Genomic DNA, 24,449 nt, shown 5'->3' on the forward strand with positions numbered 1-24,449 from the left:
CGCTTAGTCCAACGTCACGCCGGAGTCCTTGACGACCTTGGCCCAGCGCTGGACTTCGCTGTCGACGAACTTGCCGAACTCGGCGCCGGTCAGCGTGGGCACGCCGGTGCCATTGCCCGCCCAGGTCTCCTTCAGCTTGGGCGTGTTCAGCGCTTTCGTGATCTCGGCGGCCATTCTTTCCGTGGCTTCCTTCGGCGTGCCCGCGGGCGCCCAGATCGCATACCAGGTCGACACCACGTAGTTCGGCACGCCGGCTTCGGCAGCCGTGGGCACGTCGGGCAGGGATTGCGAACGCTCCGTGGCGGCCACCGCCAGCGGCTTGATCGCGCCGGCGCGGATGTGGCCAGCCGACGAGCCCAGGCCGTCAAACGCCAGATCCACCTGACCGCCAATCAGCGCCGACAGCATGGGACCCGCGCCCTGATACGGCACGTCCACCAGCTTGACCCCCGTCTGCATCGCGAACAGCTCGCCGGCCAGGTGGTGCGTGCTGCCCTTGCCTGCCGTGCCGAAGTTGATTTCGCCGGGGCGTTTCTTTGCGTAATCGATGAACTCCTGCAAGGTCTTGACCGGCAGCTTGCTTGCGTTGATGACGACGACCTGCGGCGGCTGCGCCACCAGGGCGACCGGCACGAAATCCTTCTGGATGTTGTAGCTCAGGCTCTTGTACAGGGAAGGCGCCAGCGCATGGTGTGCGCCGCCCATGAAGAACGTGTAGCCGTCGGGCTTGGCCTTGGCCGCCACGCCGGCGCCCACGGTGCCGCCCGCGCCGCCCTTGTTGTCGATGACCACCGTCTGGCCAAGCTGCGTGGTGAGCTGCGCGGCCAGCGGACGGGCGAACGTGTCCGTGCCGCCGCCGGCGGGAAACGGAACGATCAGCGTGATGGGGCGTTCGGGCCATTGCGCGGCGGCAACGCCGCCGAAACCCAGGGCTGCCACGGCGAACACGGCCGCGGCGGTGGTGCGATAAGTCATTTTGTCTCCTCTTGCTGCATCGGGGGACGGCGCCTGTTTTCTGGCGTCTCGTCGCTGAGATATTTTTTTCTTCTGAATGCGGCGGGCAGGTCTTATCGGGGCATTGGATGGGGATGCTTCTCCTTGGCTGCGGTAAATGAACGCGGTGAAAGAATTCGGTGATAAAAAAGCCGGCCCCGCGGGGACCGGCTTCGGTATGGACTACAGCGCCTTGTAGGTGTCGCGCAGCACGTTCTTCTGAACCTTGCCCATCGTGTTGCGCGGCAGTTGGTCGATGATATGCACGCGCTTGGGCACCTTGAAGTTGGCGATGCGGCTCTTCAACTCGGCTTGCATGGCGGAGGCGTCCAGCGTCGCGCCGTCCTTGGGCACCACGACGGCCACCACGGCCTCGCCGAAGTCCGGATGCGGCACGCCGATCACCGCCGACTCCGACACGCCCGGCATGTCGTCGATGAGCGTCTCGATCTCCTTGGGGTACACGTTGTAGCCGCCGGAGATGATCAGGTCCTTGCTGCGACCGACGATGGACAGATAGTCGTCCGGCGCCGTGCGGCCGGCGGACTCGCCGCCCCAGCGGCCCACGTCGCCGGTCTTGAACCAGCCGTCGTCGGTGAATTCTTCGCGCGTCTTTTCCGGCATGCGCCAGTAGCCCGAGAACACGTTGGGACCGCGCACCTGCACGTTGCCGATCTCGCCGGGTGCGAGCGGCTTGCCGGCGTCGTCGACCACCCGGACATCCACACCCGGCAAGGCACGGCCGACGGTGCCCGCCAGGCGCTCGCCCAGCGCGGCGTCGTACGGGTTGGAGGTCAGCATGACGGTTTCGCTCATGCCGTAGCGCTCAAGAATGGGATGGCCGCTGCGTTCCTTGAAGTCGGAGAACGTTTCGGCCAGCAGCGGCGCGGAGCCCGAGATGAACAGGCGCATGTTGGCGCAGACGTCCCGATTGAAGCGCGGATCGGCCAGCAGACGCACGTAGTAAGTCGGCACGCCCATCATCACGGTGCTTTGCGGCAGATAGTGCAGCGCCTGGTCGGCGTCCAGCTTGGGCAGCCAGATCATCCGGGCGCCCGCCAGCAGCGCGCCGTGCGACGCGACGAACAGGCCGTGCACGTGGAAGATCGGCAGCATGTGCAGCAGCACGTCGTCCTCGCGCCAGCCCCAGTATTCATGCAGGGTGCGCGCGTTGGCCGCCAGATTGCCGTGCGAGAGCATCGCGCCCTTGCTGCGGCCCGTGGTGCCCGACGTGTACAGGATGGCGGCCAGGTCGTCCGGCTTGCTTTCAACGGTCTTGAACGTCTGCGACAGGCCGCCGGCCGCGTCCAGCAGCGTGCCGGTGCGGTCTTCGTCCAGCGTGTAGACGTGCGGGCAATTGGCCTTGTCGGCGGCGCGCTTGACCCAGTCCAGGTTCTTGCTGGCGCAGACCACGACGGACGGCTCGGCGTTGCCCAGGAAGTATTCGATTTCGGATTCGCGGTACGCGGTGTTCAGCGGCAGGTACACGAGGCCGGCGCGCAGCGTGGCCAGGTACAGCAGCAGCGCCTCGGGCGACTTTTCGACCTGCACGGCGACGCGCGCGCCGTCGGGCAGGTTCAGCGATTGCAGCAGGTTCGCCAGGCACGCGGTCGCGCGGTCGATGTCGTCCCAGGTGTATTCGAGGTCGGGCGTTTCCAGCGCGACTTTGCTGCGGTCTTTGGGAAAGCCGCCTTGCAGGACAGCGTATAGGTTGGCGTTGCTCACCTGTCTAGTCTCCGGTAAAGGAAGGGTCTTCGCCGGCCAGGAAGGCGCGCACGCCCTCTCTGTGGTCCCGGCTTTCGGCATAGGAGAAATAATCGCGATACTCGTCCTCGGTCAAGGCGGCGCCGGTGGCGAGCCTGGCGGACAAGCGTTTGTTGATGCGGGCGGCCAGCGGCGCGCCCTGGGCGATGCGGTCGGCGCTGCGGCGGGCGGACGTGGCCACGTCGCCGTCGTCGACGATGCGGGTCAAGAGACCCAGGTCTTTGGCTTCGGCGGCGCCGAACACCCGGCCTTCCAGCAGAATGGCCAGCGTGGCGGCCCTGCCCGCCAGCGCCAGCAGGCCGCGCATTTCGTCCGGGGCCATCGGAAAACCCAGGCGATTGATGGGCACGCCGAAGCGGGCCGACGCGCCGGCGATGCGCAGGTCGCACTGACAGGCGATTTCCAGCCCGCCCCCGACGCACACGCCCTCGACCTGCGCGATGACCGGTTGCGGGCATTCGGCCACGGCGCGCAAGGCGGGCGCCAGGATTTCGCGGTGATAACGCTGCACGCCGGCAAGATCGGCGCGTTCGGCGGGGAACTCGCGGATGTCGGCGCCGGCGGCGAAGTTGCCGCCCTCGCCACGCACGATCACGCAGCGCACGGCGTCATCCTGCGCGATGCGCGTGAAGACATCGCGCAGTTCGCGCCACATGCCCACCGTGATCGCATTCAGGCGTCCCGGGTGCGACAGCGTCACCCAGGCCAGATGCCCGTCGCGATCGAGCCGCACACTGCCTTGGCCTTGGCTCTGGCCTGCCACGTTCTCCGTCATGTCCCCTGCCCTTGTTGTGATTGTCAGGAACCCGCCGCCGTGTTTCCGGCGGTCAGGCCACGCGCCCCACGCCGCGGCTGATCTGCGGCTTGCCCTCGTTCAGGCGCTGAAGGTTGGTGTCCAGTTCGTCCAGGTCATACAGGTAATTGACCATCATGGCGCACGACTGCTTGAGCCCCTTGGGCGAGGTGTCGGCCGCCCAGTTCAGGCGTTCGATGCGCGCGCCGTTGCCCAGATGGAAACGCGCCACGGGATCGACCGGCAGACCGTTCTTCATCGACTGCAGATAGCAGGCCGCCAGCCGGAAGCCGGCGCGCTTGACCACGTCTGGCGCCTTGCCCTGCGCGGCCTTGGCCAGACGCGCGACCCAGCGCTGCCCGTCCGGCACGCCTTCACGCTGGCGGTCCTTGGCACGCGTCTTGTCTTCGCGCACGATCGCCTCGACGGCCTGCGCGTCCTGCTTGCCCAGCCATTCGGTAAAGCCCGGAATCGGCGACAAGGTGGCAAAGGCCTTCAGCTTGGGCAGTTCTTCCAGCAGCTGCTCGACCACGCGCTTGAGCAGGAAATTGCCGAAGCTGATGCCCTTGAGGCCCGGTTGCGTGTTCGAGATGGAGTAGAAGATCGCCCAGCGCGCCTTGTCCAGATCCTGCGGCGGCAGCGTGCTGTCCAGCAGCACCTGCACGTTGTCGGCCATCTGGCTGGCAAAGGCCACTTCCACGAAGATCAGCGGCACGCCCGGCATCTGCGGATGGAAGTACGCATAGCAGCGGCGGTCGGGCGCTACGCGGTGGCGCAGGTCGTCCCAGGACTTGATCTCGTGGACGGCCTCGTAAAGGATCAGCTTTTCCAGCAGCGACGCGGGCGAATCCCAGGTCAGCGGACGCAGTTCCAGCAGGCCCACGTCGAACCACGCCGACAACAGGCCCTCCAATTCCTTGTCCAGCGACTGGATGCCCGACACCTGCTTGCGCCAGCGCAGCATGTCCGCGCGCAGGTCCACCAGAAAGCGCAGGCCTTGCGGCTGGGCGTTGAACCGCTTGAAGAGGCGCACCCCCTCGCCGCCATCGCCCGCATACGTGGCGCGGATCTGCGCCAGCGCGGCCAGCATCAGACGGCGGTCCTTGCCGTCGGCCGCGGCGTATTGCTCGCACCAGCGGCGCGCCAGCTTGTTGGCGGCCACGTCGGCCAGGCGCGCCTCGAACAGGCGGCGGACTTCGGATTCGCTGGGCAGGCGCCCGCGCTCCCACAGGCGGCCCAGCCGCGTGATCAGGCTGGCGCTTTCGGCCGCGGCGGCGGCATCGACCAGATCGGCCTCGGGCTCAGGCGTGCGTGCGCCGCGCGCGGGCGCGAGATTGGCGGGTGCGGACATGGGCGGGCTCCTCGATGACGATGGGATCGGACGGCGCCGCGTCGGCGGCGTCTTCGTTGCTAAGGACGCGCAGCGCTTCAAGCTGGCGCATCAGGTGGGTGTGCGCCAGCGCCTGCGCGGCGTCGGAATCGTGGGCCTTCAGGGCCTCGAAGATGGCAAGGTGTTCGGCGCAGGACTGGTCGATGCGGCCGGGCCGGGACAGGCTGCGATGGCGCGACAGGCTCAGCACCTTGCGCAGATTGCCCACCATGTCGGACAGCCATTGGTTGCCGGCCAGCGCCTGGACGGCTTCGTGAATGAGGTAATTGGTCTTGTAGTAGGCGTCGATGCGGCCCGCCTTCGCATGGCCGGCCAGCGCGGCGTGCAGCGGTTCCAGTTCGGCCAGCTGCGCGTCGGTGGCCTTGCGCGCGGCCTCGAAGGCGCAGCGCCCTTCCAGCATCGCCATCAGCGGGAAGATGTCTTCCAGATCCTGGGCGGACAGTTCGTTGACGAAGCAGCCGCGGCGGGGTTCCAGCCGGACCAACCCTTCGGTGGCCAGCACTTTCAACGCTTCGCGCAGCGGCGTGCGCGAAATGCCCATTTCGCCAGCTAGGCGGAGTTCATCGATCCATTCGCCGTTACGCAGCGACCGCGCATGGATCATGCCGCGCAGGCGGTCCGCGACTTCCAGATACAGGGCTTGCCGGACGATGGGTAGGGTCATGGGCAGACGGCGGGGAAATGCCGTAATTCATAATTATGAATAAGCCGATGATAGACCCGGGTTTGGCGAAAGGTAAAGCCGGGGCGGGTTGGGAGCTTCCCTAATAAGAAGGGGCTGCGACGTCGGACGGCATAGTTATGGACACGGACCACGATCCCGAAAGCTGGTCGGAAACAGGACTGAATTACGACTAAACTTAGTCCGATCAAGCCTATGATTTGGGAGTCCTACCCATGAAATACTCCACTCAAGTGAAGCCGATCTCATACCTTAAGAGTCACGCCGCCGAGATCGTGACCACGCTGACCGAAACCCGCGAACCCATGCTGATCACCCAGAACGGAGAGGCCAAACTCGTCGTCATGGACGTACGAAGCTTCGAGGAGCAGGAGCAAGCCATGGCCCTGCTTCAACTGCTTGCGGGCGGCCGCAAAGACATCGAAGAAGGACGCGTCATTCCGGCGGCGGATGTATTCGCGCAGATTGAAGCGATGGATCGGGACGATTCCGAATGAGTCGAACGGTGGTCTTTTTGCAGACAGCCGCAGATGATCTCCAGGAGATACGCCGCTACATCAGAACGAACTTCTCGCAGCAGGTCTGGCTCGATTCATACGCCCGGATCAACAAAGCCATTCTGAATCTCGAACAATTCCCGTACGCGGGGCACCCCCTCCCGGAGCTGCCTGCCACCCACTTCATGCAAATAGTCGCGGTCAAAAATCGGGTCATTTATGAAGTTGTTGCAGACAAGGTATATATCCACCTCATCTGCGATAGCCGGCAGGACTTCAAGATCAAACTCGCCCGCCGGCCGCTCAGGACGCTGCGCTTCTGAATCGCTTCAAAAATGCAGTACCCCGTCTACTGCATGCCGCGTCAACGAGCGCGCCCAGCGGCGAGCAGGCAGCCCGTACTTCCCTTCCACGATCTCGGCGCGCGCCAGCAATTCAGCCGGGGTGATCGCCAGGCTGGGGCCGGAAAAGGCCAGAACGATCTGGTTGCCGGCCTCGACTTCTGGCAGCAGCACGATGCGGTCGTCGAAGGCCTTGGACAGGTTGTCGATGTTCTTGCCGAAGCTTTCGTGCCGGCCGAACAGGTTCACGGCCAGGATGCCGACGTCGCCCAGCACGCGGCGGCAGTCGCGGTAGAACTTCACGCTGTCGCGTACCGGGCCCTCGGCGGCGGCGTCGTACAGGTCCACCATCAGCACCGGGCAGCGTCCGGCGTTCAGCGGATCGGCCACCCACGCGCCGGCGTCGGCGTGCTCGACCTGCAAGCGGTTCGCCCCGGGCAGGCGGAAGAACATGTGGCAGGCGGCGGTGACGCGCGGATTCCATTCCACGGCCAGCAGCGGGCCGCGCGTGTGCTTGGCGCAGAAGCGCGCCAGCGACCCGGCGCCCAGGCCCAGCATGCCGATGGCCTCTTCCTTCGGCGGCTCCAGGAACAGCAGCCAAGCCATCATCTGCGCGGTGTATTCCAGCACCAGATCGGCGGGGCTCTTGATGTTCATCGCGCCCTGCACCCATTCGGTGTTGAAGTGCAGATAGCGGACGCCGTCGGCTTCGGAAAGCGTCGGCTGGTCGAGTTCGGAGGGGAAGTTGGATTTGTACATGGGCGCGATTGTAGGCCGGCCGCCCCGTCCCCGGCCGCCGATTACGCCGCTGCTTCCCAGATGCGCTCGAGCAGGTCCGGGCCGGACACTTCAGCCTCCAGGCTGGCCGACAGCCGCAGGACGCGCTTCAGGTACAGATGCGCATCGCACTCCCAGGTCACGCCCAGCGCACCATGCGTCTGGATCGCGTTCTGGGTGGCGCGGCGGCTGGCTTCGACGGCCAGCAGCGGCGCGAACAGGCAATCGGTTGCCGCCGACGCCGCGCGGTCATCCAGCGCCGATGCCGCCGCCCAGCCCGCCAGCCGCGCATCGTCCATCGCCATCCAGTCCTCGGCCAGCCGATGCTTGATCGCCTGATTGGCGCCGATGGGGCGGCCGAACTGCTGGCGCTCGCGGGCGTACCCAGCTGCCATGTCCAGCGCCGCCGAGGCCGCCCCCAGCATTTCCGCCGACCGCAGCAAGCGCAGACGCGTGCGCAGCAGATGCCACGTGCCCGGCTTGACCTGGACATCGGCGCTTTCCAGGACCGCGGGATCCGCCGCGACCCCGACCGGCATGGTCGGATCCAATCCCCCCACACCCGCCACAGGCGACAGCAGATCCAGACGCACGGACGCCGGACCAGCCTCGCGCACGGCAAGCGCGCGCACGCCCTCGCCGGCGCCTTCGATGAAGGCCGACCCGTCGGGGCGCAGTGCCGCATCGGCGTACCAGGTATCGCCGGCCATCATGTCGCCGGCCCATTGCGCGATAGCCCCACCCGCCTCGCACAACGTCGGCAGCATCACCATGTTGGATACGAGCGGCAGGCTCAGCAGATGGCGCCCCGCTTCCTCGGCGACGATCCAGGCCTCGCGCATGCCCAAGCCGAGTCCGCCTTGTGCCTCGGGCGCCAGCAAGGCGGGCCAGCCCTGTTCGGCCAGATCGCGCCACAGCGCCAGGCGGGCCGGCGCACCTTGATGACAAGCGCCGCGCGCCACGGCCACCGGATGGCGCTGCGACAGGAAACGGTGCGCGGCGTCGCGCAGCATGCGCTGGTCTTCACTCAGATGCAGATTCATTTACGGTCAGCCCTTGGGCAGGCCGAGCACCTGCTCGGCGATGATGTTGCGCTGGATCTCGGACGTGCCGGCCAGGATGGTTTCGGCCCGCGACCATAAATAGGCGTGCGTCAGCGACGCCGCGCGGGTGTCGGCTGCGTCCACGCCGAGGCAGGCGTCCTCGCCCAGCAATTGCATGGACAGTTCGAGCAGGCGCTGGTGCGCCTCGCTCCAGTGGATCTTGGTGGACGATCCTTCCGGTCCGGGCGGATCGCCCCGCGTCGCGCCGGCCAGCGCGCGCTGCGATTTCAGCGCCAGCACGTGGCTGTCGGCCGCCAGCCGCGCCCAGCGGTGGCGCACCGATGCCGACGACGCCGGCACGCGGCCCTGCTTGTCCGCCTGCAGCGCCAGCGCGCGCACCTGACGCAGCTCCTGCGAAAAACGCACGAGTCGCGGGATGAAATACGTGCCGCGCTCGAAGCTTGCGGCCGCCATCGCGATGCGCCAGCCCTGGTTCAACCCGCCTAGCAGCGCGCCCTGCGGCACGAACACGTCCTCGAAAAAGACCTCGCAGAACTCAGCTTCGCCCGTGAGCTGGCGGATGGGTTCGACCCGCACGCCGGGACTGCGCATATCCACGAGCAGAAAGCTCAGGCCTTTGTGCCTGGACGCGTCCGGATCGGTGCGCGCCAGCACGAAGCACCACTGCGCCCGGTCCGCAAACGATGTCCAGATCTTGTGGCCGTTCACGCGGAAGCCGCCCGGCGCCGGTTCCGCCCGCGTGCGCACCGAGGCCAGGTCTGAACCGGCGCCCGGTTCGGAATACCCCTGGCACCACACCTCGCGGTTCGACAGGATGCCGGGCAGGAAGCGCTGCTTTTGCGCCTCGGACCCGAAATGCAGCAGGGTGGGCGCCAGGATGCCGTGGCCGATCAGGTTCACGCCCAGCGGCGCGCCGCAACGCGCGTGCTCTTCATGGAAGACCGCCTGGCGCGACAGCGGCAGCGCCTTGCCGCCGTATGTCGCCGGCCAGCCCAGCCCGGACCAGCCGTTTGCGCACAGCGTGTCTTCCCAGGCGCGCCGGTAGTCCAGATTGCGCGGGTCGGCCCCGCCGGGCCAGGACCGTGCAAACGCTGCGTAGGCCGTGTCGAGCCAGCCCCGAAGCGTCTGCCGGAACGCCTCGTCGTCCAGCGCCGCGCTGTCGGGCACGGCGGTTTGCTGCATCGTCATGCCTCACTCCAGCCGGATGTTCGAGTCGCGCGCCACCTTGGCCCAGGTCGCCACGTCTTTCTGGATGAACGCGCCGAAGGCTTTGGGATCACTGCCGATGATGTCCAGCCCCAGCCCCTCGAACTGCTTCTTCACGTCGGGCTGCTGCAGGATCTGCGCCAGGTTCTGGTAGAGCTTGTCGATCACGGGCTGCGGCGTGCGCGCGGGCGCGACCAGCCCCAGCCACGGCATGGCCGAATAGCCCGGCAGGCCGGACGCATCCACCGTGGGCAACTCGGGCAATGACGCCGAAGGCTTGGCCGTCGTGACCGCCAGCGCGCGCAGCTTGCCGTCCTTGACGAAGGGGCCCGACGAGGCCCACGCATCGAACATCACCTGCAGACGCCCCGCAACCAGGTCGTTGAGCGCGGGCGCGCTGCCCTTGTAGGGAATGTGCGCCATCTGCACGCCGGCCATGCTGTTGAAGAGTTCGGCCTCCAGGTGGGTTGAACTGCCCGTGCCGACGGAACCGTAGCTCACCTTGCCCGGATTGGCCTTCAGGTAGGCAATCAGCTCGCCGACATTCTTGGCCGGCACCGACGGGTGGACACCCAGCACGTGAACCACCGACGCGACTTGCGTGATCGGGGCGAAGTCCTTGACCGGGTCGTAGTTGACCTTGGTGTAGATGCTGGGCGCGATGCCCAGCGACGACGCGGCCATCAGCAGCGTGTAGCCGTCGGGCTCGGCGCGGGACACGTAATCGGACGCGATCATGGTGCCGCCGCCCGGCTTGTTTTCCACGATCACCGGCTGGCCTAGTTTTCCGCTCAACTTCTCGGCCAGCAGACGGCTCATGATGTCGGTCGCGCCGCCGGGTGAGAACGGCACCACGATACGCACGGGGCGCGCGGGGTAGTTGTCCTGGGCTTGCGCGACGCTCGTGGCGCCGATGCAGGCCAGTGCGACGCCGGCCAATATTGTCTTGATCATGCTTGTCTCCTCCTGAGGAATGCGCAGACGCGCTACGGGGTTGCGGGCAGGATCAGCGCGTCCAGCACCGCAACGCCCTGTCCCGCCTCTTTGATCAGCAAGGGATTCACTTCTATTTGCGCCACATGCGCGGGAGCGGCAAGCAAGGCGTTGCCCACGGCCACGATGCTCCTGCACGCCGCCGCCAGATCGCCCCGGGGCTTGCCCCGGAAACCGTCCAGCAGCGCAAACGCCTTGAGCTCCTGCAACATCTGCAAGGCGATGTCCTCGTCCACCGGCAGGAGCCGGTGGCTGGTGTCCTGGTAGATCTCGGTCAGCACCCCGCCCAGGCCCACCGTCAGCACGGGGCCGAAGACCGGATCGCGCGTGGCGCCAACGATGATCTCCGCCACACCGCGCTCCATCTTCTGGACCATGACGCCGTCGATACGCGCATTGGGCTGCGCGCGCGTCACCGCTTGCGTCACGGTGGCATGGGCCACGCGCACCGCCTCGTCGTCCGCAAGGTTCAGCGCGACGCCACCCGTTTCGGTCTTGTGCGCGATGTCGGGGCTCAGGATCTTCAGGGCGACGGGATAGCCTGCAATGCGCGCATCGCGCACGGCCTCGTCCGCATTGCGCGCCACCGCGGTGGCAGCCTGGGGCAGACCGAACGCGGCCACGAAGGCGCGAGCATCCGCTTCGTTGCATGGCAGAGCCGGCGCGCTGGCCATATCCAATGTGGGCGCCGCCGCCTGCCGCCGGGCCGTGCGCGCGTCACACCACAGCAAATATGGCGCCAGCGCCGCGACGGCCAGACCCAGATCCTCGAACACCGCGACTTCCACCTCGCGCAGCGCGGCACGGCTTTGCGCGAGGCCCGTATCGATGGCGACGAACAACCGCGGGTGCTCCCGGGACGCTTCGGCCAACGCGTCGGCCATGCGGTCCAGCATGTAGCCGGGCGCATACACGACCACGGCATCAATGGCGTCCGACGTGCCCAGCGCTTGCAGCACGGTGCGCACAAAGGCGGGATCGTTGACCACGTTGCCGGTCACGTCCACCGGATTGCCCACCATGCCGTAATCCGGAATGCCGCCTCGCAGCACCTCCTGCAGATCCGGCGGCAGGTCTGGCAGCTCCAGCCCCGCACCGATGAACTTGTCGGCCAGGATGGCCCCCAGCGCACCCGACATCGTCAGCACCGCCACGCGCTTGCCGGCCGTGCGGTGGCGCAGCGTCGCCAGACTGGCCAGATGCGCCATCTGCGCGAAGTCCGTGGCCTCGATGACGTTCAACTGGCGAAAGGCAGCCGCATACACGCGGCGATCGCCGGCCAGCGCCGACGTGTGCGACTGCACGGCCTGCGCGCCCTTGTCGGTGGCGCCTGCCTTCAGGGCGATCAGCAGCTTGCCCTGGCGTTCCAGCTCGCGGCACGCGCGCACGAAGCGGCCGCCATCGCGCAACTGTTCGATGTAGCCGAGCACGATTTCCGTCTGCGGGTCCGCCGCCAGATATTCCAGGTACTGCGAAAAATCCAGGCAGGCCTCGTTGCCGGTGTTGATGAAGTGCGAGAACGGCAGCCCCAGCCGGCGCGCGATCGCGTAGACCGCCGCGCACACGTTGCCGCTTTGGGTCAGCAGGCTGACCGAGCCCGGTCCCTCCTGCGCCGGCGCGGTCTTGAAGACCGACGCGAAGGCGGTATGCGCCTGCGTGTTCAGGTTTGCGAAGCCCATGCAATTCGGGCCCGCGACCGCCATGCCGCTTTCCGACACGAAGGCCTCCAGTTCGTCCTGCAAACGCGCGCCCTCGCCGCCCGCCTCGGCAAAGCCCGCCGCATACACGATGGCCGCGGGGATGCCCCTGGCATGGCAGCGCCGCAGCATGGGCGTGACGTCGGCCGCGGCGATGGCCAGCACCGCCAGGTCCACCGGCTCGGGCACGGCTTCGATGTCGGGCCAGCACCGCAGGCCGAAGACCTCCTGGTATTTCGGGTTGACGGGATAGATGCCGCCCGAAAAGCCAAAGCGCGTCAGCAGTTCCAGCGGCATGCCGCCAATGCGGCCCGGGTTTGCGCTGGCGCCGATCATGGCAATCGAGCGCGGATTCAGCAGAGGTTCAAGGCGTGAGGTCATGCGGCTTCGCCTTTCTTGTTGCGCTGGATGGCCTGCGCCAGGCCGCGCTCGCGCACCGCCTGGAATTCCTCGCTCAGGTGCGACAACTGATGCGTGTCGAAGTGCGCCGACAGCGCCGTGCGAAAGCCCTGCGCGTCCGCCGTGCGGTTCAGCGACCGCTTGATCAGGCGCAGTCCGAACGGCGGCGCCTGCGCGATGCGCTGGGCCAGCGCCAGCGTGGCGGCATCCAGTTCGGCTTCGGGCACCACCCGGTTCACCATGCCGATGCGCAATGCCTCCTGCGCATCGACCTTCTCGCCGGTGTAGAGCATTTCCTTGGCCTTGCGCAGCCCCATGACCCAGGGATGAATCAGCACCTCGGTGGCGGCCGCGGCCAGGGTGTGCCCGACCGGGTCCGAGAAGTACGCCGTGTCCGAACACACCACCAGGTCGCACATGTTGGCGATCATGAATCCGCCCGCCACGCACGCGCCCTGCACCTGCGCCACGGTGGGCTTGGGAAAGTCCCAGATGCGCAGGCAATACCCGTAGTAGCGGCGGGACTCGTAATCCCAGCGTTCCTCGACCGTGAAGTCGGCGCGCTTGGCCTGGGCTTCCTTCAGGTCATGCCCGGCCGAGAAATGCGCGCCGCGGCCGGCCAGGATGACCACCCGCACCGCATCGTCCTGCTCCGCGCGCGAGAGGGCGTCATCCAGTTCGTCCAGCATCTGCTGGCTCTGGGCATTGCGCGCGGATTCGCGGGCCAGACTGATTCGGCATACCGCGTCGTGCCGTTCGACGGCCAGGGTGGCGTATTCCATGGTCTCCTCGTCCTTGTCATGCCGCGCCGTCGGATGCAGCGCGATCTCCATGCCTTGAATTAACGCACTGCAAATCCTAAAATACAAAATATTCGGACCATTTTTCCCACAATATGAACAACCCAGGATCCACCGGCGGCACGCAGAGCATGCGTCGCGCGCTCGGCCTGTTGCGCGTGCTGGCGCAGCACCAGGAAGACGGCATCGACCTGCAGGGCGTCATGGCCGCCACCGGCCTGGAGCGTTCCACGGCGCACCGCCTCCTCAGTTGCCTGCTGGAAGAACAGTTCGCCGAACGCGACCGCGCCACCCGCCGTTATCGGCTGGGGGTGGATTCGATGCAACTGGGGTTTGCCGCGTTGCGGCGCACGCCTTTGCTGGACGCCCTGCGCCCGTTCGCGCAGAAGCTGGCACGCCTGTCTGGCGACACCGTGTTCCTGGTGATCCGCCAGGGCGACTACGCGCTATGTTTGCTGCGCGAGGCCGGCTCATTTCCGGTCAAGGTGTTCACTATCGACCAGGGGGAACGGCGGCTCTTGGGCGTGGGCGCGGGCGGCCTGGCGCTGATGGCGGCGCTGCCGGACGACGAGATCGCCGCGCTGTACGCAAGGCATGCGGCCAGCTACGCGCAGATCCGCGTTTCCAGCACGGCGCTGATGAAGGCGGTCAGGCAGACGCGCAATGCGGGATATTCCGAGATCGTGGACACCATCACGCCCGGCGTGTCGGGTGTGGGCGTGGCGTTTCCGGTGTCGGAGCTGACCTGGGTGGCCTTCAGTTTTGGGGCGATCAGCAGCCGGCTCGACGCGCCGCGGCGGGCGCAGATGGGCGCAATGCTGCATGCCGAATGCCAGGCGTGGGCAAAGGATTATCTGGGCCAGGAGGCCCCATGAAAAAACCCGCGAGGATCCGGCGTAGCCGGAACCTCGCGGGCTTGCCGAGCCGAACGAATCAGATCCGTTCGAAGATCGCGGCGATGCCCTGCCCGCCGCCGATGCACATGGTGACGAGCGCATAGCGGCCGCCCACGCGCTGCAGTTCATGCAGGGCCTTGGTGGTGATGATGGCGCCGGTCGCGCCGATCGGGTGGCCCAGGCCGATCCCGCTGCCGTTGGGGTTCACCTTGGCGGCGTCCAGCTTCAGTTCGCGCGACACCGCGCATGCCTGCGCGGCAAACGCCTCGTTGGCCTCGATGACGTCCAGCTGGTCGACCGTCAGGCCCGCGCGCTTGAGCGCCGCCTGCGTGGCCGGCACCGGACCGATGCCCATGATGTCGGGGTCCACGCCCGCATGCGCGTAGGCCACCAGACGCGCCAGCGGCTTGACGCCGCGCTTGGCCGCGACAGACGCGTTCATCAGCACCAGCGCGCCCGCGCCGTCGTTCAGCCCGGACGCATTGCCCGCCGTGACGGTGCCGTTTTCCTTCTGGAACACCGGCTTGAGCGTCGCCAGGCTGTCGGCCGTGACGTCGCGGCGCACGTGCTCATCGGTGTCGAACACAATCTCGCCTTTGCGCGACTTGATCTTCACGGGCACGATCTGGTCGCGGAAGTAGCCCGCATCGATCGCGGCGGCCGCGCGGCGGTGCGATTCCGCCGCCGTGGCGTCCTGGTCCTGCCGGTTGATGCCGAACTTGGCGGCCACGTTTTCCGCCGTGACGCCCATGTGCATCTTGCCGAAGGGGTCGGACAGCGCGCCGGTCATCATGTCCAGCATGACGCTGTCGCCCATGCGCGCGCCCCAGCGCTGGGCCGGGGCGATGTACGGCGCGCGGCTCATGCTTTCGGCGCCGGCGCCCACGGCAATGTCGGCATCGCCCAGCATGATGGTTTGCGCAGCGGACACGATGGCCTGCAGGCCCGAACCGCACAGGCGGTTGACGTTGAACGCGGGCGTTTCCTTGGAGATGCCGGCATTCATGGCGGCCACGCGCGACAGGTACATGTCGCGCGGCTCGGTGTTGATCACGTGTCCAACGGCGACATGGCCGACTTCGTCGCCCGAGACGCCTGCGCGTTCCAGCGCGGCCCGGATGACGGTGGCGCCCAGATCGCAGGGGGGCACATCCTTGAGTGCGCCGCCGAAATCTCCAATGGCGGTGCGGACGGCCGAAGCGACGATGACTTCATTCATGGTGTTTCCTCCTTGTGGTGCGTTGTGGTTCGTGCGTTGTGGGTCGCGCGATGCGGTCCATGAAGTGCGTTCCATCATACTGCCCGCCACTCGATACAAAACCCATATCGCAAACCCGCAAAATAATATTGGACAGCTATCAGCGCATTCCCGGATAGTGGCCGTCGGCGCCTGTCGCGGCGCCCTTGCCTTACCCGGAGCGACTGATGATCGACACGCTGGAACTCACTGCCATCCCTCCCGAGGATGAAGCCTTGCGCACCGAGGTGCGCGCCTTCCTGGCCGATGCGCTGGACGGCCTGGAGCCGGATGAGCGCGCCCGTTCATGGATGGGTTTTGACGCGGGCTTCAGCCGCCAGCTTGCCGAACGCGGCTGGCTGGGCCTGACGCTGCCGCGCGAATACGGCGGCGCGGCGCGCGGCCACTTTGCGCGATTCGTGTTGTCCGAAGAATTGCTGGGCGCGGGCGCGCCGGTGTCGGCGCACTGGATTGCCGACCGCCAGAGCGCGCCGCTCATCCTGAAATACGGCACGCCAGCGCAAAAGGATTTTTATCTGCCGCGCATCTGCGCCGCGCAGGCATTCTTTTGCATCGGCATGAGCGAGCCGGGTTCCGGCTCGGACCTGGCCAGCATCCGCACCCGAGCGGAAGCCGTGGCTGGCGGCTGGCGCTTGAACGGCAGCAAGATCTGGACGACGAACGCGCACCGTTCGCACTACATGATTGCGCTGGTTCGCACGTCCGGCACCACGGACGACCGGCATCAGGGGCTGTCGCAGGTGATCGTGGACCTGTCGTTGCCCGGCGTGTCGGTGCGCCCGATCGAAGACCTGGCGGGCGATGCGCACTTTTCGGAAGTCTTCTTCGACAACGTCGAATTGCCCGACGAGGCGCTGATCGGCGAGGAAGGCGGCGGCTGGGCGCAAGTGAATGCGGAACTGGCCTTCGAGCGCAGCGGCCCCGAGCGCCTGTACTCCAGCATCGCTCTGCTGGAGTGCTGGCTGGCGCATTGCCGCGATGGCGGTGGCGATGCCGATGCCGCCAGCCGGACAGCGCTGGGCAGCATCCTGTCGCAGATGGCGGTGCTGCGCGCGATGTCGCTGGCCGTGGCCGGCAAGCTGGCGGCGGGCCTGAGCCCCGCCACGGAGGCATCGCTGGTCAAGGATCTGGGCACCGAGCTTGAACAGGCGATTCCGCGCCTGATTGGCGATACGCTGGGCAGGCACCCCGACCGCCCCGTGCCGCTGCCACTGCTGCGCACGCTGGCCTATCTGGAACAGGTCGCGCCGACGTTTTCGCTGCGCGGCGGCACCCGCGAAATCCTGCGCGGCATCATTGCCCGCGGCCTTGGCCTTCGATAAGGACGACCGTCATGGACAACATTTTTGGCGACGCCGCCGAACGCCTTTTTGCCCAGACCTGCACCCCGGATGTCATCCGGCGCGTGGAGCGGGGCCAGCCGTCCGGTGACGCGTGGCAGGCCTGCGAGGATGCGGGATTGGCGGATGCGCTGGTGCGGGAAGAACATGGCGGCGCGGGCCTGGGCCTGGCCGATGCGCTGCCCGTCGTGCTGGCGGCGGGGCGCCATCTGTGCCCCTATCCCATTGCCCACACGCTGCTGGCGCGCGCGTGGCTGAGCCGCGTGCAGCGGCCGCAGGCGGCGGGGGCCATCGCGCTGGCACCACACGGCCTTGCCATCGACGGCGGGCGCATCGCGGGCGTCAGCGTAGCGTGGGCGCGCAGCGCTGACTACGTGCTGGCCGGCATCGATGGCCAGACCTGGCTGCTGCCCATGCAGGCGGTGCGCGTCGAATCCAACGGGGTGCACGGCAGCCTGGACGGCGGCGTTTCCTGCGCGCTGTCCGACGCCGAACGCCTCGACAGTTCGGCGCCGCTGGATACGATGGCGGCCACCGCCTACGCGGGGTTGATAGCCGGCGCCATGGATCGCGTGCTGGCGATGACGCTGGACTATGCGAACCAGCGCGCGCAGTTCGGCAAGCCCATCGGGCGCTTTCAAGCCGTGCAGCAGCAGATCAGCGAGATGGCCGAACAGGTGTGGGCCGCCCGCATGGCCGCACAACTGGCTTTTCAGGGCAATGACGGGCTGCCCCGTCCGCTGCTCGCCGCGCTGGGCAAGGCCCGCGCCAGCCTGGCCGTGCCGCGCGTGGCCGACATCGCGCACGCGGTGCACGGCGCCATCGGCGTCACCGAGGAGTACGACCTGCAGTTGTATACGCGCAGGCTGCGCGAATGGCGGCTCGCGGCGGGATCGGAATCGTATTGGCATGACCGCATCGGGGCTGACGCCCTCAGCAGTCGCAGCGACGCGCTGACCTATCTGCGTACGGCGTTGTACGGCAAGGAAACGGCATGAGCGCCGATCCGCGACAGCGATTCGCGTCAAAAACACGATGTAACGCGCCCTGCTTGCGGCAATGCCGCAGGCAGGCTTAGGATGGTGCTTCGATCCTCACCACCGATTCGGGAGCACATCGTGAAGACAGTTGCTGAGCTTCTCAGGGAAAAGGCCAATCACGCCGTCGTAACGGTTTCGCCGGATTCGTCGGTCTTCGACGCGATCAAGACGATGGCCGACCGCAGCATCGGGGCGGTGGTGGTGGTGGAAGGCGACGTGGTGCTGGGCATGCTGACCGAACGCGACTACGCGCGCAAGATCGTGCTGCAGGACCGGTCGTCGCGCACGACCAAGGTGCGCGACATCATGACGGACTCGGTGTATTACGTCGGCCCCACCGACACGCGGGAACACTGTATGGCCATGATGACCGAACGGCATTTCCGCCACCTGCCGGTCATCGACAACGACAAGCTGATCGGATTGCTGTCCATCGGCGACCTGGTCAAGGACGTGATGAGCGAGCAGAAATTCATCATTCATGAACTCGAGCGCTACATCACGGGGGAGCGTGGTTGACGGGAGAGTGAGGCCGGCGGTATCTCGCCGGCTGCGCCCGATGGGCCTCGCTTGGTCGGCAGCGCGTAGCCGGCCGCGCGTAGCCGGCCGCGCCTAACCGGCCGTACCTAGCCCACCGCGCCTAACCGGCCGCGCCTAGCCGGCCGCGCCTAACCGGCCGTACCTAGCCGGCCGCCAATATCCTCGTCGCCGGGACGATGAGCCCCAGGCCGGCGGCCAGCAGCAGCAAGAACACCATCCGCTTGACCTTCTTCATCGAATTCTCGGTGCTGTAGCGGCGCGCAAACCACGTCACGCCGATCACGACCGGCAGCGCTTGCACGCTCAACCAGAACGACGACACCATGAACGCGCCCTGCCCGGTCACGAGCGCCAGGCGCACCGTGGCGTTCAGCGAAAACAGGATCAGCAGGCTGTTGCGGATGGTGGCCAACGGCAGCGGCTGGCGGTACAGGTGATAGACCATGGGCGGACCGGCGCTGGAAAACAGGCCGCCCAGCACGCCCGAAACGCCACCGAAAAATACGCTGGAAGTGCGGGACGACAACTGCGCCAGCGGCTGGGTCCGCGTCACGAGCAAAATGGCGCACGCCAGGATGGTGACGCCCAGCAGCAATTGCAGCAACACCGCCATGGATCCGCTGATCCACGTCAGCGCGGCCACGCCCACCCCGACGCCGGCCAGGCTGCTGACCGCGGCAGGGGTCAGCAGCGACCAGTTCACCTGCGGCTTGGCGCGCAGCAAGGTGACGCCCGCATTGACCAGGGACAGCACGCTGACCACGTTGGCCACCTCGGACACCGAGGCAAGCTGGAACACGCCCGACAGGCCCAGCAGCACCAGGCCGAACGCAAAGCCCGTCATCGTCTGGGCATAGGTGGCAAGCGCCACGCAGGCCAGAAAAAGCAGATGTTGATAGATGCTCATACAGGAGAGCCAGACCTCGGCTCTGCCCGGCTGCGCGCCAATTGGGGCGGCAGGAGAGCGGATCGACGGGAAACGGCAGCGTAATAGTTGATGTGACAACGATTTTTCGCCGGGGATGATAGCACCGGGTGCGGCACGCATTCCGGCCCCGATATCGCCGATTCCACACATATGGTCACAAACTGATGCGCTCATGCACCCCGGGTGCGGCCGACGGCCGCTATCCTTGCCGCCCGGTAAGCCCTTCACGCCGATCCCGCCGCGCCGTCCCGGATCGCGGCGCGCGGCCGGACCGCCTGCGTAGCGCAAAAGACGCCCAGCGAGAATGACGCCCAAACAGACCACTATCAACACCGTGACGCTGACCTGCTCCACGTGCGGCAGCGCCAGTTTCACCAAGCTGGACACCAACGAATACCAGTGCAGCCACTGCCATGCGGTGACGCTGGTCGAAGACAACGTCGCGCAGCGGCTGGAAAAGATCCTCCGCAATATCCAGCAGCCCAAAACTGCGCCCATCAAGCCCGCCGCCATCGTGGCGATCTCGGCGGCGATCCTTGCCGCCGTCATCATCCCGCTGGTCGTCTCATCGCTGGGTTCGCGCCCGTCGCCCCTGCCCGCCCGCATTGTCGAACCGCCCATCGACGCCTCGCTGGTCAAGTTGACGGACGTGCAGGAGGTCAAGACGCGCGGGCGCAACGAGCTGGTCATGATCGTGCGCAACGAGACCGGCCGGAAGATCGACGTGCCGCGCGTGACGGCATCGTTCTTCCAGGGGGATCTGTCGCTGTCCACCGTGTCGGGCTCGGCGCCCGCGCGCTCGCTGGAACCGGGGGAGTACACCCCGCTGAAGATATCGTTGCCGTCCAAGGCGTATAGCCGCTACGACTTGCAGGTCGGCACGCCGTCGCCCGCGCGCGGCAAGAACAACGACGTAGCTGCCAGCCGCGTTCAGCTTGTGCGCAATGACGGCAATTACCGTCTGGTCGGTCTGATCCGCAACCAGGGCACCAACCCTGCCAGCAGCACGCAGATCACCGTCATGCTGTACGGCGCGGACGGCGGCCTGATCGGAACGGGCAACGGCTACGCCACCGCCAGCCCGCTGGCCCCCGACGCGCTGACGTCCTTCGACGTGCGCTGCGAAATGCTGCGCGATGGCGAGGTCGCCTCCTACGATTACATGGTGCAAAGTGAAAGCTGACCCCTCCTCCTCCCGGCGCCTGTCGCGGCCGGCCCTGGCAGGGCTGGCGCTGATCCTGTTTGGCGCGGGCGGGTATGCCGCGTGGAAATACACCGCGCTGGGATCCGCCAGCCCTCCTCCGGCGCAGGCCGTGGCCAAACCCGCCGCGCCCGAGGCCAAGCCGCCCGTCAGCCGCATCGTGCGCGTCACCCCGGCCAACACGCGGGTCATCGACCATGTCCGTCTGACCACCGAGGAATTGCTGGACCCGGATTTCGCCCTGTTTGATGGCGGGGCGTTAAAGCTGTCCGCACCTCGCCGGCTGCTGGACGAAATCGAACGCCCGGTGCTGTATGCCGAACTGGTCAACACCAGCGACCAGTTCGTAGCGCTGTCGCCCCGGGCGGAAATCGCGGTGTTCGACGGGTCGCGTCCGCTCGAGCTGCGCCAGGCCTGGAGCCTGCCGACGCATCTGTACCCTGGCGAGCGCGTGCCCGTGGCGCTGACCGGGCGCGTCGAACGCTTTACGGAAGTGAAAACCAACTGGCTGCCCGCCAAACGCGCTGCCCTGCCCGGCCCGCGTCCCCAGTTGGCCGTGACGGTGGAAAACACCGAAGCCGCCATCGGCACCGGCACGCTGAACTTTACCTACCGCTTCCGTTACAAGTACGTGACGGTGCACGGCCGGGTGCGCAACGACAGCAGCAGCGAGGTCGAAAAGGTGCGCGTGTGGGTCAGCCTGTATGACGCGCAGGATCAGCTCACGGGCGCTACGTTCCAGGAACTGCGGGTGCCGCGTCTGCCGCCGGGCGACAGTGCGCCGTTCCAGGTGGACGTCAAACAATACGGCGGCAACTTCGCCCGCGTCGGCGTGGTGTACGACGCCACGGCGCCCTGACCGGCTGGCGGTGGGCTTTTATACCGAAGCGGCCCTCGGGGCCGCTTTTTCTTTGCGGGGCGCCTGGGCCCTTGTCGTCCAGGCGCCCCCGCTGCCGCGTGCCGCCCGACTCCTGCCGCCCGAGGCTCGCAGCCGGCGACGAACGCCGGACGCCCGACGCCGGACGCCCGTCGCCCGTCGCCCCGCCAAGGCGTCGCCACCGAACAACAGCTATCGGCTCAAGTCTTATATAAGATATAAGACATTTGCTACCGGCCCCCACTTGCTTCTACAATTCCGGCCGACAACCCTTCTTCCAACCCGACTTTGAGCAGGCCTCACATGCTGGATACTTACCGCCAACACGTCGCCGAACGCGCGGCTCTGGGGATTCCCCCGCTGCCCCTTACGGCCAAACAAACCGCTGAACTGATCGAACTGCTGAAGAACCCGCCCGCTGGCGAGGAGCAGAACCTGGTCGAGCTGCTGACGCATCGCGTGCCGGCCGGCGTGGACGATGCCGCCAAGGTCAAGGCCTCCTACCTGGCCGCCGTGGCGCTGGGCAAGGAAGCTTGTGCGCTGATCAGCCGTGCCAAGGCGACGCAACTGCTGGGCACGATGCTCGGCGGCTACAACATTGGCCCGCTGGTCGACCTGCTGGACGATGCGGAAATCGGCACCATCGCCGCCGATGCGCTCAAGAAGACCCTGTTGATGTTTGACGCCTTCCACGACGTGAAGGAAAAGGCCGACAAGGGCAACGCCAACGCCAAGTCCGTGCTGCAAAGCTGGGCCGACGCCGAATGGTTCACCAGCCGTCCGGAACTGCCGGAAAGCTTGACCATCACGGTCTTCAAGGTTCCTGGCGAAACCAACACCGACGACCTGTCGCCCGCCCCCGACGCCACCACGCGTCCCGACATCCCGATGCACGCCCTGGCGATGCTCAAGAACAAGCGCGACGGCGCTGCGTTCGAACCGGAAGAAGACGGCAAGCGCGGCCCGGTCAAGTTCATCGAATCCCTGAAGGAAAAGGGCCACCTGGTCGCGTACGTGGGCGACGTGGTCGGCACGGGTTCGTCGCGCAAGTCGGCCACCAACTCGGTGCTGTGGTTCACGGGCGAAGACATCCCCTTCGTGCCGAACAAGCGCTTTGGCGGCGTGTGCCTGGGCAACAAGATCGCCCCGATCTTCTACAACACGATGGAAGACGCCGGCGCCCTGCCGATCGAACTCGACGTTTCCAAGATGGAAATGGGCGACGTGGTCGAACTGCGCCCCTACGACGGCAAGGCCATCAAGAACGGTGAAGTCATCGCCGAATTCGAGGTCAAGTCCGACGTGCTGTTCGACGAAGTGCGCGCCGGCGGCCGCATTCCGCTGATCATCGGCCGCGGCCTGACCGCCAAGGCCCGCGAAGCGCTGGGTCTGGCGCCCTCGACGCTGTTCCGCCTGCCCAAGGATCCGGTCGACTCCGGCCGCGGCTACACGCTGGCCCAGAAGATGGTCGGCCGTGCCTGCGGCCTGCCGGAAGGCAAGGGTATCCGCCCGGGCACCTACTGCGAACCGAAGATGACCTCGGTCGGCAGCCAGGACACCACCGGCCCGATGACCCGCGACGAACTGAAGGACCTGGCCTGCCTGGGCTTCTCGTCCGACCTGGTGATGCAGTCGTTCTGCCACACCGCCGCCTACCCCAAGCCCGTCGACGTCAAGACGCACCACACGCTGCCTGAGTTCATCAGCACGCGTGGCGGCGTGTCGCTGCGTCCCGGCGACGGCGTGATCCACTCGTGGCTGAACCGCATGCTGCTGCCCGACACCGTCGGCACCGGCGGCGACTCGCACACCCGCTTCCCCATCGGCATCTCGTTCCCCGCCGGCTCGGGCCTGGTGGCCTTTGCCGCCGCCACCGGCGTCATGCCGCTGGACATGCCGGAATCGGTGCTGGTCCGTTTCAAGGGCAAGCTGCAACCTGGCGTCACGCTCCGCGATCTGGTCAACGCCATCCCGCTGTACGCCATCAAGCAAGGCCTGCTGACGGTTGCCAAGCAAGGCAAGAAGAACATCTTCTCTGGCCGCATCCTGGAAATCGAAGGCCTGCCCGACCTGAAGGTCGAACAAGCCTTTGAACTGTCGGACGCCTCGGCCGAACGCTCGGCCGCCGGTTGCTCGGTGTTCCTGAACAAGGAACCGATCATCGAGTACATCAACAGCAACATCGTGATGCTCAAGTGGATGATCGCCAACGGCTACGAAGACGAGCGCACGCTGGGCCGCCGCATCAAGGCGATGGAAGCCTGGCTGGCCGACCCCAAGCTGCTGGAGCCGGACGCCGACGCCGAGTACGCCGCGGTCATCGAGATCGACCTGGCCGACGTGCATGAGCCCATCGTTGCCTGCCCGAACGACCCCGACGACGTCAAGACGCTGTCGGAAGTCGCCGGCGCCAAGATCGACGAAGTGTTCATCGGCAGCTGCATGACCAACATCGGCCACTTCCGCGCTGCGTCCAAGCTGCTCGAAGGCAAGCGCGACATCCCGGTCAAGCTGTGGGTCGCTCCCCCGACCAAGATGGACGCCACGCAACTGACCGAGGAAGGCCACTACGGCGTGTTCGGCACCGCCGGCGCACGCACCGAAATGCCGGGCTGCTCGCTGTGCATGGGCAACCAGGCGCAGGTCCGCGAAGGCGCGACGGTCATGTCGACCAGCACCCGCAACTTCCCGAACCGCCTGGGCAAGAACACGAACGTGTACCTGGGTTCGGCCGAACTGGCCGCCATCTGCTCGAAGCTTGGCCGCATCCCGACCAAGGACGAATACATGGCCGACATGGGCGTTATCAATAAGAGCGGCGACCAGATCTACCAGTACCTGAACTTCGACAAGATCGCCGACTACAAGGACGTGGCGGACGTGATCGAGGTCTGATCCCGACTCCCCTGACAGGCCTCGCGGCCTGAACAACGGCCCCGTGCAATCGCCCGGGGCCGTAATGAGATGGTCAGC

The 24,449-nt window shown here is 66.7% G+C and carries 22 protein-coding genes; 9 read left to right on the forward strand and 13 right to left on the reverse strand.

The window, feature by feature from the left end; genetic code table 11:
* Positions 1–3: 3 nt before the first annotated feature.
* From B3098_RS27070 to B3098_RS27090, 5 genes are all read right to left on the reverse strand, one after another.
* The gene (locus B3098_RS27070) at positions 4–975 is read right to left on the reverse strand and encodes a Bug family tripartite tricarboxylate transporter substrate binding protein (RefSeq protein ID WP_175123645.1); all 972 of its coding nucleotides are present in this window, start codon (positions 973–975) and stop codon (positions 4–6) included.
* 201 nt (positions 976–1,176) lie between these two features.
* Positions 1,177–2,718 (reverse strand): malonate--CoA ligase, encoded by a 1,542-nt coding sequence (locus tag B3098_RS27075; RefSeq protein WP_286900227.1) that lies wholly within the window; start codon positions 2,716–2,718, stop codon positions 1,177–1,179.
* A 4-nt stretch (positions 2,719–2,722) separates the two neighbouring features.
* Entirely contained in the window at positions 2,723–3,532 is an 810-nt protein-coding gene (locus B3098_RS27080; RefSeq protein ID WP_286900229.1) for an enoyl-CoA hydratase/isomerase family protein, read from the reverse strand.
* A gap of 52 nt (positions 3,533–3,584) precedes the next feature.
* Complete coding sequence (locus tag B3098_RS27085) at positions 3,585–4,901, reverse strand: malonyl-CoA decarboxylase domain-containing protein (protein ID WP_286900231.1); 1,317 nt, start codon at positions 4,899–4,901, stop codon at positions 3,585–3,587.
* Positions 4,852–5,604: a GntR family transcriptional regulator gene (locus B3098_RS27090; protein ID WP_191575763.1), complete on the reverse strand. Its 753-nt coding sequence runs from the start codon at positions 5,602–5,604 to the stop codon at positions 4,852–4,854. The genes B3098_RS27085 and B3098_RS27090 overlap by 50 nt, the downstream gene beginning before the upstream one ends.
* A 233-nt stretch (positions 5,605–5,837) precedes the next feature.
* Between B3098_RS27090 and B3098_RS27095 the strand changes: the two genes are divergently transcribed.
* Positions 5,838–6,119: a type II toxin-antitoxin system Phd/YefM family antitoxin gene (locus B3098_RS27095; protein WP_191575764.1), complete on the forward strand. Its 282-nt coding sequence runs from the start codon at positions 5,838–5,840 to the stop codon at positions 6,117–6,119.
* Positions 6,116–6,442 (forward strand): type II toxin-antitoxin system RelE/ParE family toxin, encoded by a 327-nt coding sequence (locus B3098_RS27100; RefSeq protein ID WP_286900235.1) that lies wholly within the window; start codon positions 6,116–6,118, stop codon positions 6,440–6,442. Before B3098_RS27095 ends, B3098_RS27100 begins: the two co-directional genes overlap by 4 nt.
* Before the next feature lie 6 nt (positions 6,443–6,448).
* On the opposite strand, the gene B3098_RS27105 is transcribed toward B3098_RS27100, so the two are convergent.
* Genes B3098_RS27105 through B3098_RS27130 form a run of 6 tightly spaced genes read right to left on the reverse strand, consistent with a single transcriptional unit; the run spans position 6,449 to position 13,378 of the window.
* On the reverse strand, positions 6,449–7,219 hold the full coding sequence (locus B3098_RS27105) for a spermidine synthase (RefSeq protein ID WP_175123650.1): 771 nt from the start codon (positions 7,217–7,219) through the stop codon (positions 6,449–6,451).
* Positions 7,220–7,260: 41 nt separating this feature from the next.
* Positions 7,261–8,280: an acyl-CoA dehydrogenase family protein gene (locus tag B3098_RS27110; protein ID WP_279974343.1), complete on the reverse strand. Its 1,020-nt coding sequence runs from the start codon at positions 8,278–8,280 to the stop codon at positions 7,261–7,263.
* Between the two features lie 6 nt (positions 8,281–8,286).
* Positions 8,287–9,489 carry an acyl-CoA dehydrogenase family protein gene (locus B3098_RS27115; protein ID WP_286900238.1) on the reverse strand — a complete coding sequence of 401 codons (1,203 nt, stop codon included), beginning with the start codon at positions 9,487–9,489 and terminating at the stop codon, positions 8,287–8,289.
* A 3-nt stretch (positions 9,490–9,492) separates the two neighbouring features.
* Positions 9,493–10,461, reverse strand: coding sequence for a Bug family tripartite tricarboxylate transporter substrate binding protein (locus B3098_RS27120; protein ID WP_175123652.1), 969 nt, complete (start codon positions 10,459–10,461; stop codon positions 9,493–9,495).
* 32 nt (positions 10,462–10,493) lie between these two features.
* Positions 10,494–12,578 (reverse strand): acetate--CoA ligase family protein, encoded by a 2,085-nt coding sequence (locus B3098_RS27125; protein WP_286900240.1) that lies wholly within the window; start codon positions 12,576–12,578, stop codon positions 10,494–10,496.
* A complete protein-coding gene (locus tag B3098_RS27130; RefSeq protein ID WP_175138156.1) occupies positions 12,575–13,378 on the reverse strand; it encodes an enoyl-CoA hydratase in 804 nt (267 codons plus the stop codon). Before B3098_RS27130 ends, B3098_RS27125 begins: the two co-directional genes overlap by 4 nt.
* Before the next feature lie 113 nt (positions 13,379–13,491).
* Here B3098_RS27130 and B3098_RS27135 point away from each other — a divergent pair, with 113 nt between their 5' ends.
* Positions 13,492–14,271, forward strand: coding sequence for an IclR family transcriptional regulator (locus B3098_RS27135; protein WP_286900242.1), 780 nt, complete (start codon positions 13,492–13,494; stop codon positions 14,269–14,271).
* A gap of 58 nt (positions 14,272–14,329) precedes the next feature.
* Here B3098_RS27135 and bktB read toward each other — a convergent pair whose 3' ends face one another.
* Complete coding sequence (bktB, locus tag B3098_RS27140; RefSeq protein WP_175138076.1) at positions 14,330–15,511, reverse strand: beta-ketothiolase BktB; 1,182 nt, start codon at positions 15,509–15,511, stop codon at positions 14,330–14,332.
* A 206-nt stretch (positions 15,512–15,717) separates the two neighbouring features.
* Here bktB and B3098_RS27145 point away from each other — a divergent pair, with 206 nt between their 5' ends.
* The 3 genes from B3098_RS27145 (at position 15,718) to B3098_RS27155 (ending at position 18,449) form a co-directional block, all read left to right on the forward strand.
* Entirely contained in the window at positions 15,718–16,872 is a 1,155-nt protein-coding gene (locus B3098_RS27145; protein ID WP_286900243.1) for an acyl-CoA dehydrogenase family protein, read from the forward strand.
* An 11-nt stretch (positions 16,873–16,883) separates the two neighbouring features.
* Positions 16,884–17,888 carry an acyl-CoA dehydrogenase gene (locus B3098_RS27150; RefSeq protein ID WP_286900244.1) on the forward strand — a complete coding sequence of 335 codons (1,005 nt, stop codon included), beginning with the start codon at positions 16,884–16,886 and terminating at the stop codon, positions 17,886–17,888.
* 120 nt (positions 17,889–18,008) lie between these two features.
* Positions 18,009–18,449, forward strand: a complete 441-nt coding sequence (locus B3098_RS27155; RefSeq protein ID WP_286900247.1) for a CBS domain-containing protein — start codon at positions 18,009–18,011, stop codon at positions 18,447–18,449.
* A gap of 163 nt (positions 18,450–18,612) precedes the next feature.
* Here the strand turns inward: B3098_RS27155 and B3098_RS27160 are convergent, their stop codons facing one another.
* Entirely contained in the window at positions 18,613–19,377 is a 765-nt protein-coding gene (locus tag B3098_RS27160; protein ID WP_286900249.1) for a TSUP family transporter, read from the reverse strand.
* A gap of 325 nt (positions 19,378–19,702) precedes the next feature.
* Between B3098_RS27160 and B3098_RS27165 the strand changes: the two genes are divergently transcribed.
* The 3 genes from B3098_RS27165 (at position 19,703) to acnB (ending at position 24,371) form a co-directional block, all read left to right on the forward strand.
* The gene (locus tag B3098_RS27165; RefSeq protein ID WP_279974352.1) at positions 19,703–20,581 is read left to right on the forward strand and encodes an FxLYD domain-containing protein; all 879 of its coding nucleotides are present in this window, start codon (positions 19,703–19,705) and stop codon (positions 20,579–20,581) included.
* Positions 20,571–21,458: an FxLYD domain-containing protein gene (locus B3098_RS27170; RefSeq protein WP_286900252.1), complete on the forward strand. Its 888-nt coding sequence runs from the start codon at positions 20,571–20,573 to the stop codon at positions 21,456–21,458. Before B3098_RS27165 ends, B3098_RS27170 begins: the two co-directional genes overlap by 11 nt.
* 321 nt (positions 21,459–21,779) lie before the next feature.
* Positions 21,780–24,371, forward strand: coding sequence for a bifunctional aconitate hydratase 2/2-methylisocitrate dehydratase (gene acnB, locus B3098_RS27175; RefSeq protein WP_175123661.1), 2,592 nt, complete (start codon positions 21,780–21,782; stop codon positions 24,369–24,371).
* The last annotated feature ends 78 nt before the right edge of the window (positions 24,372–24,449 follow it).

Origin of the sequence: Achromobacter sp. UBA2119, from assembly GCF_002331005.1 — a bacterium.
Taxonomy (GTDB): Bacteria; Pseudomonadota; Gammaproteobacteria; order Burkholderiales; family Burkholderiaceae_B; genus Achromobacter; species Achromobacter animicus.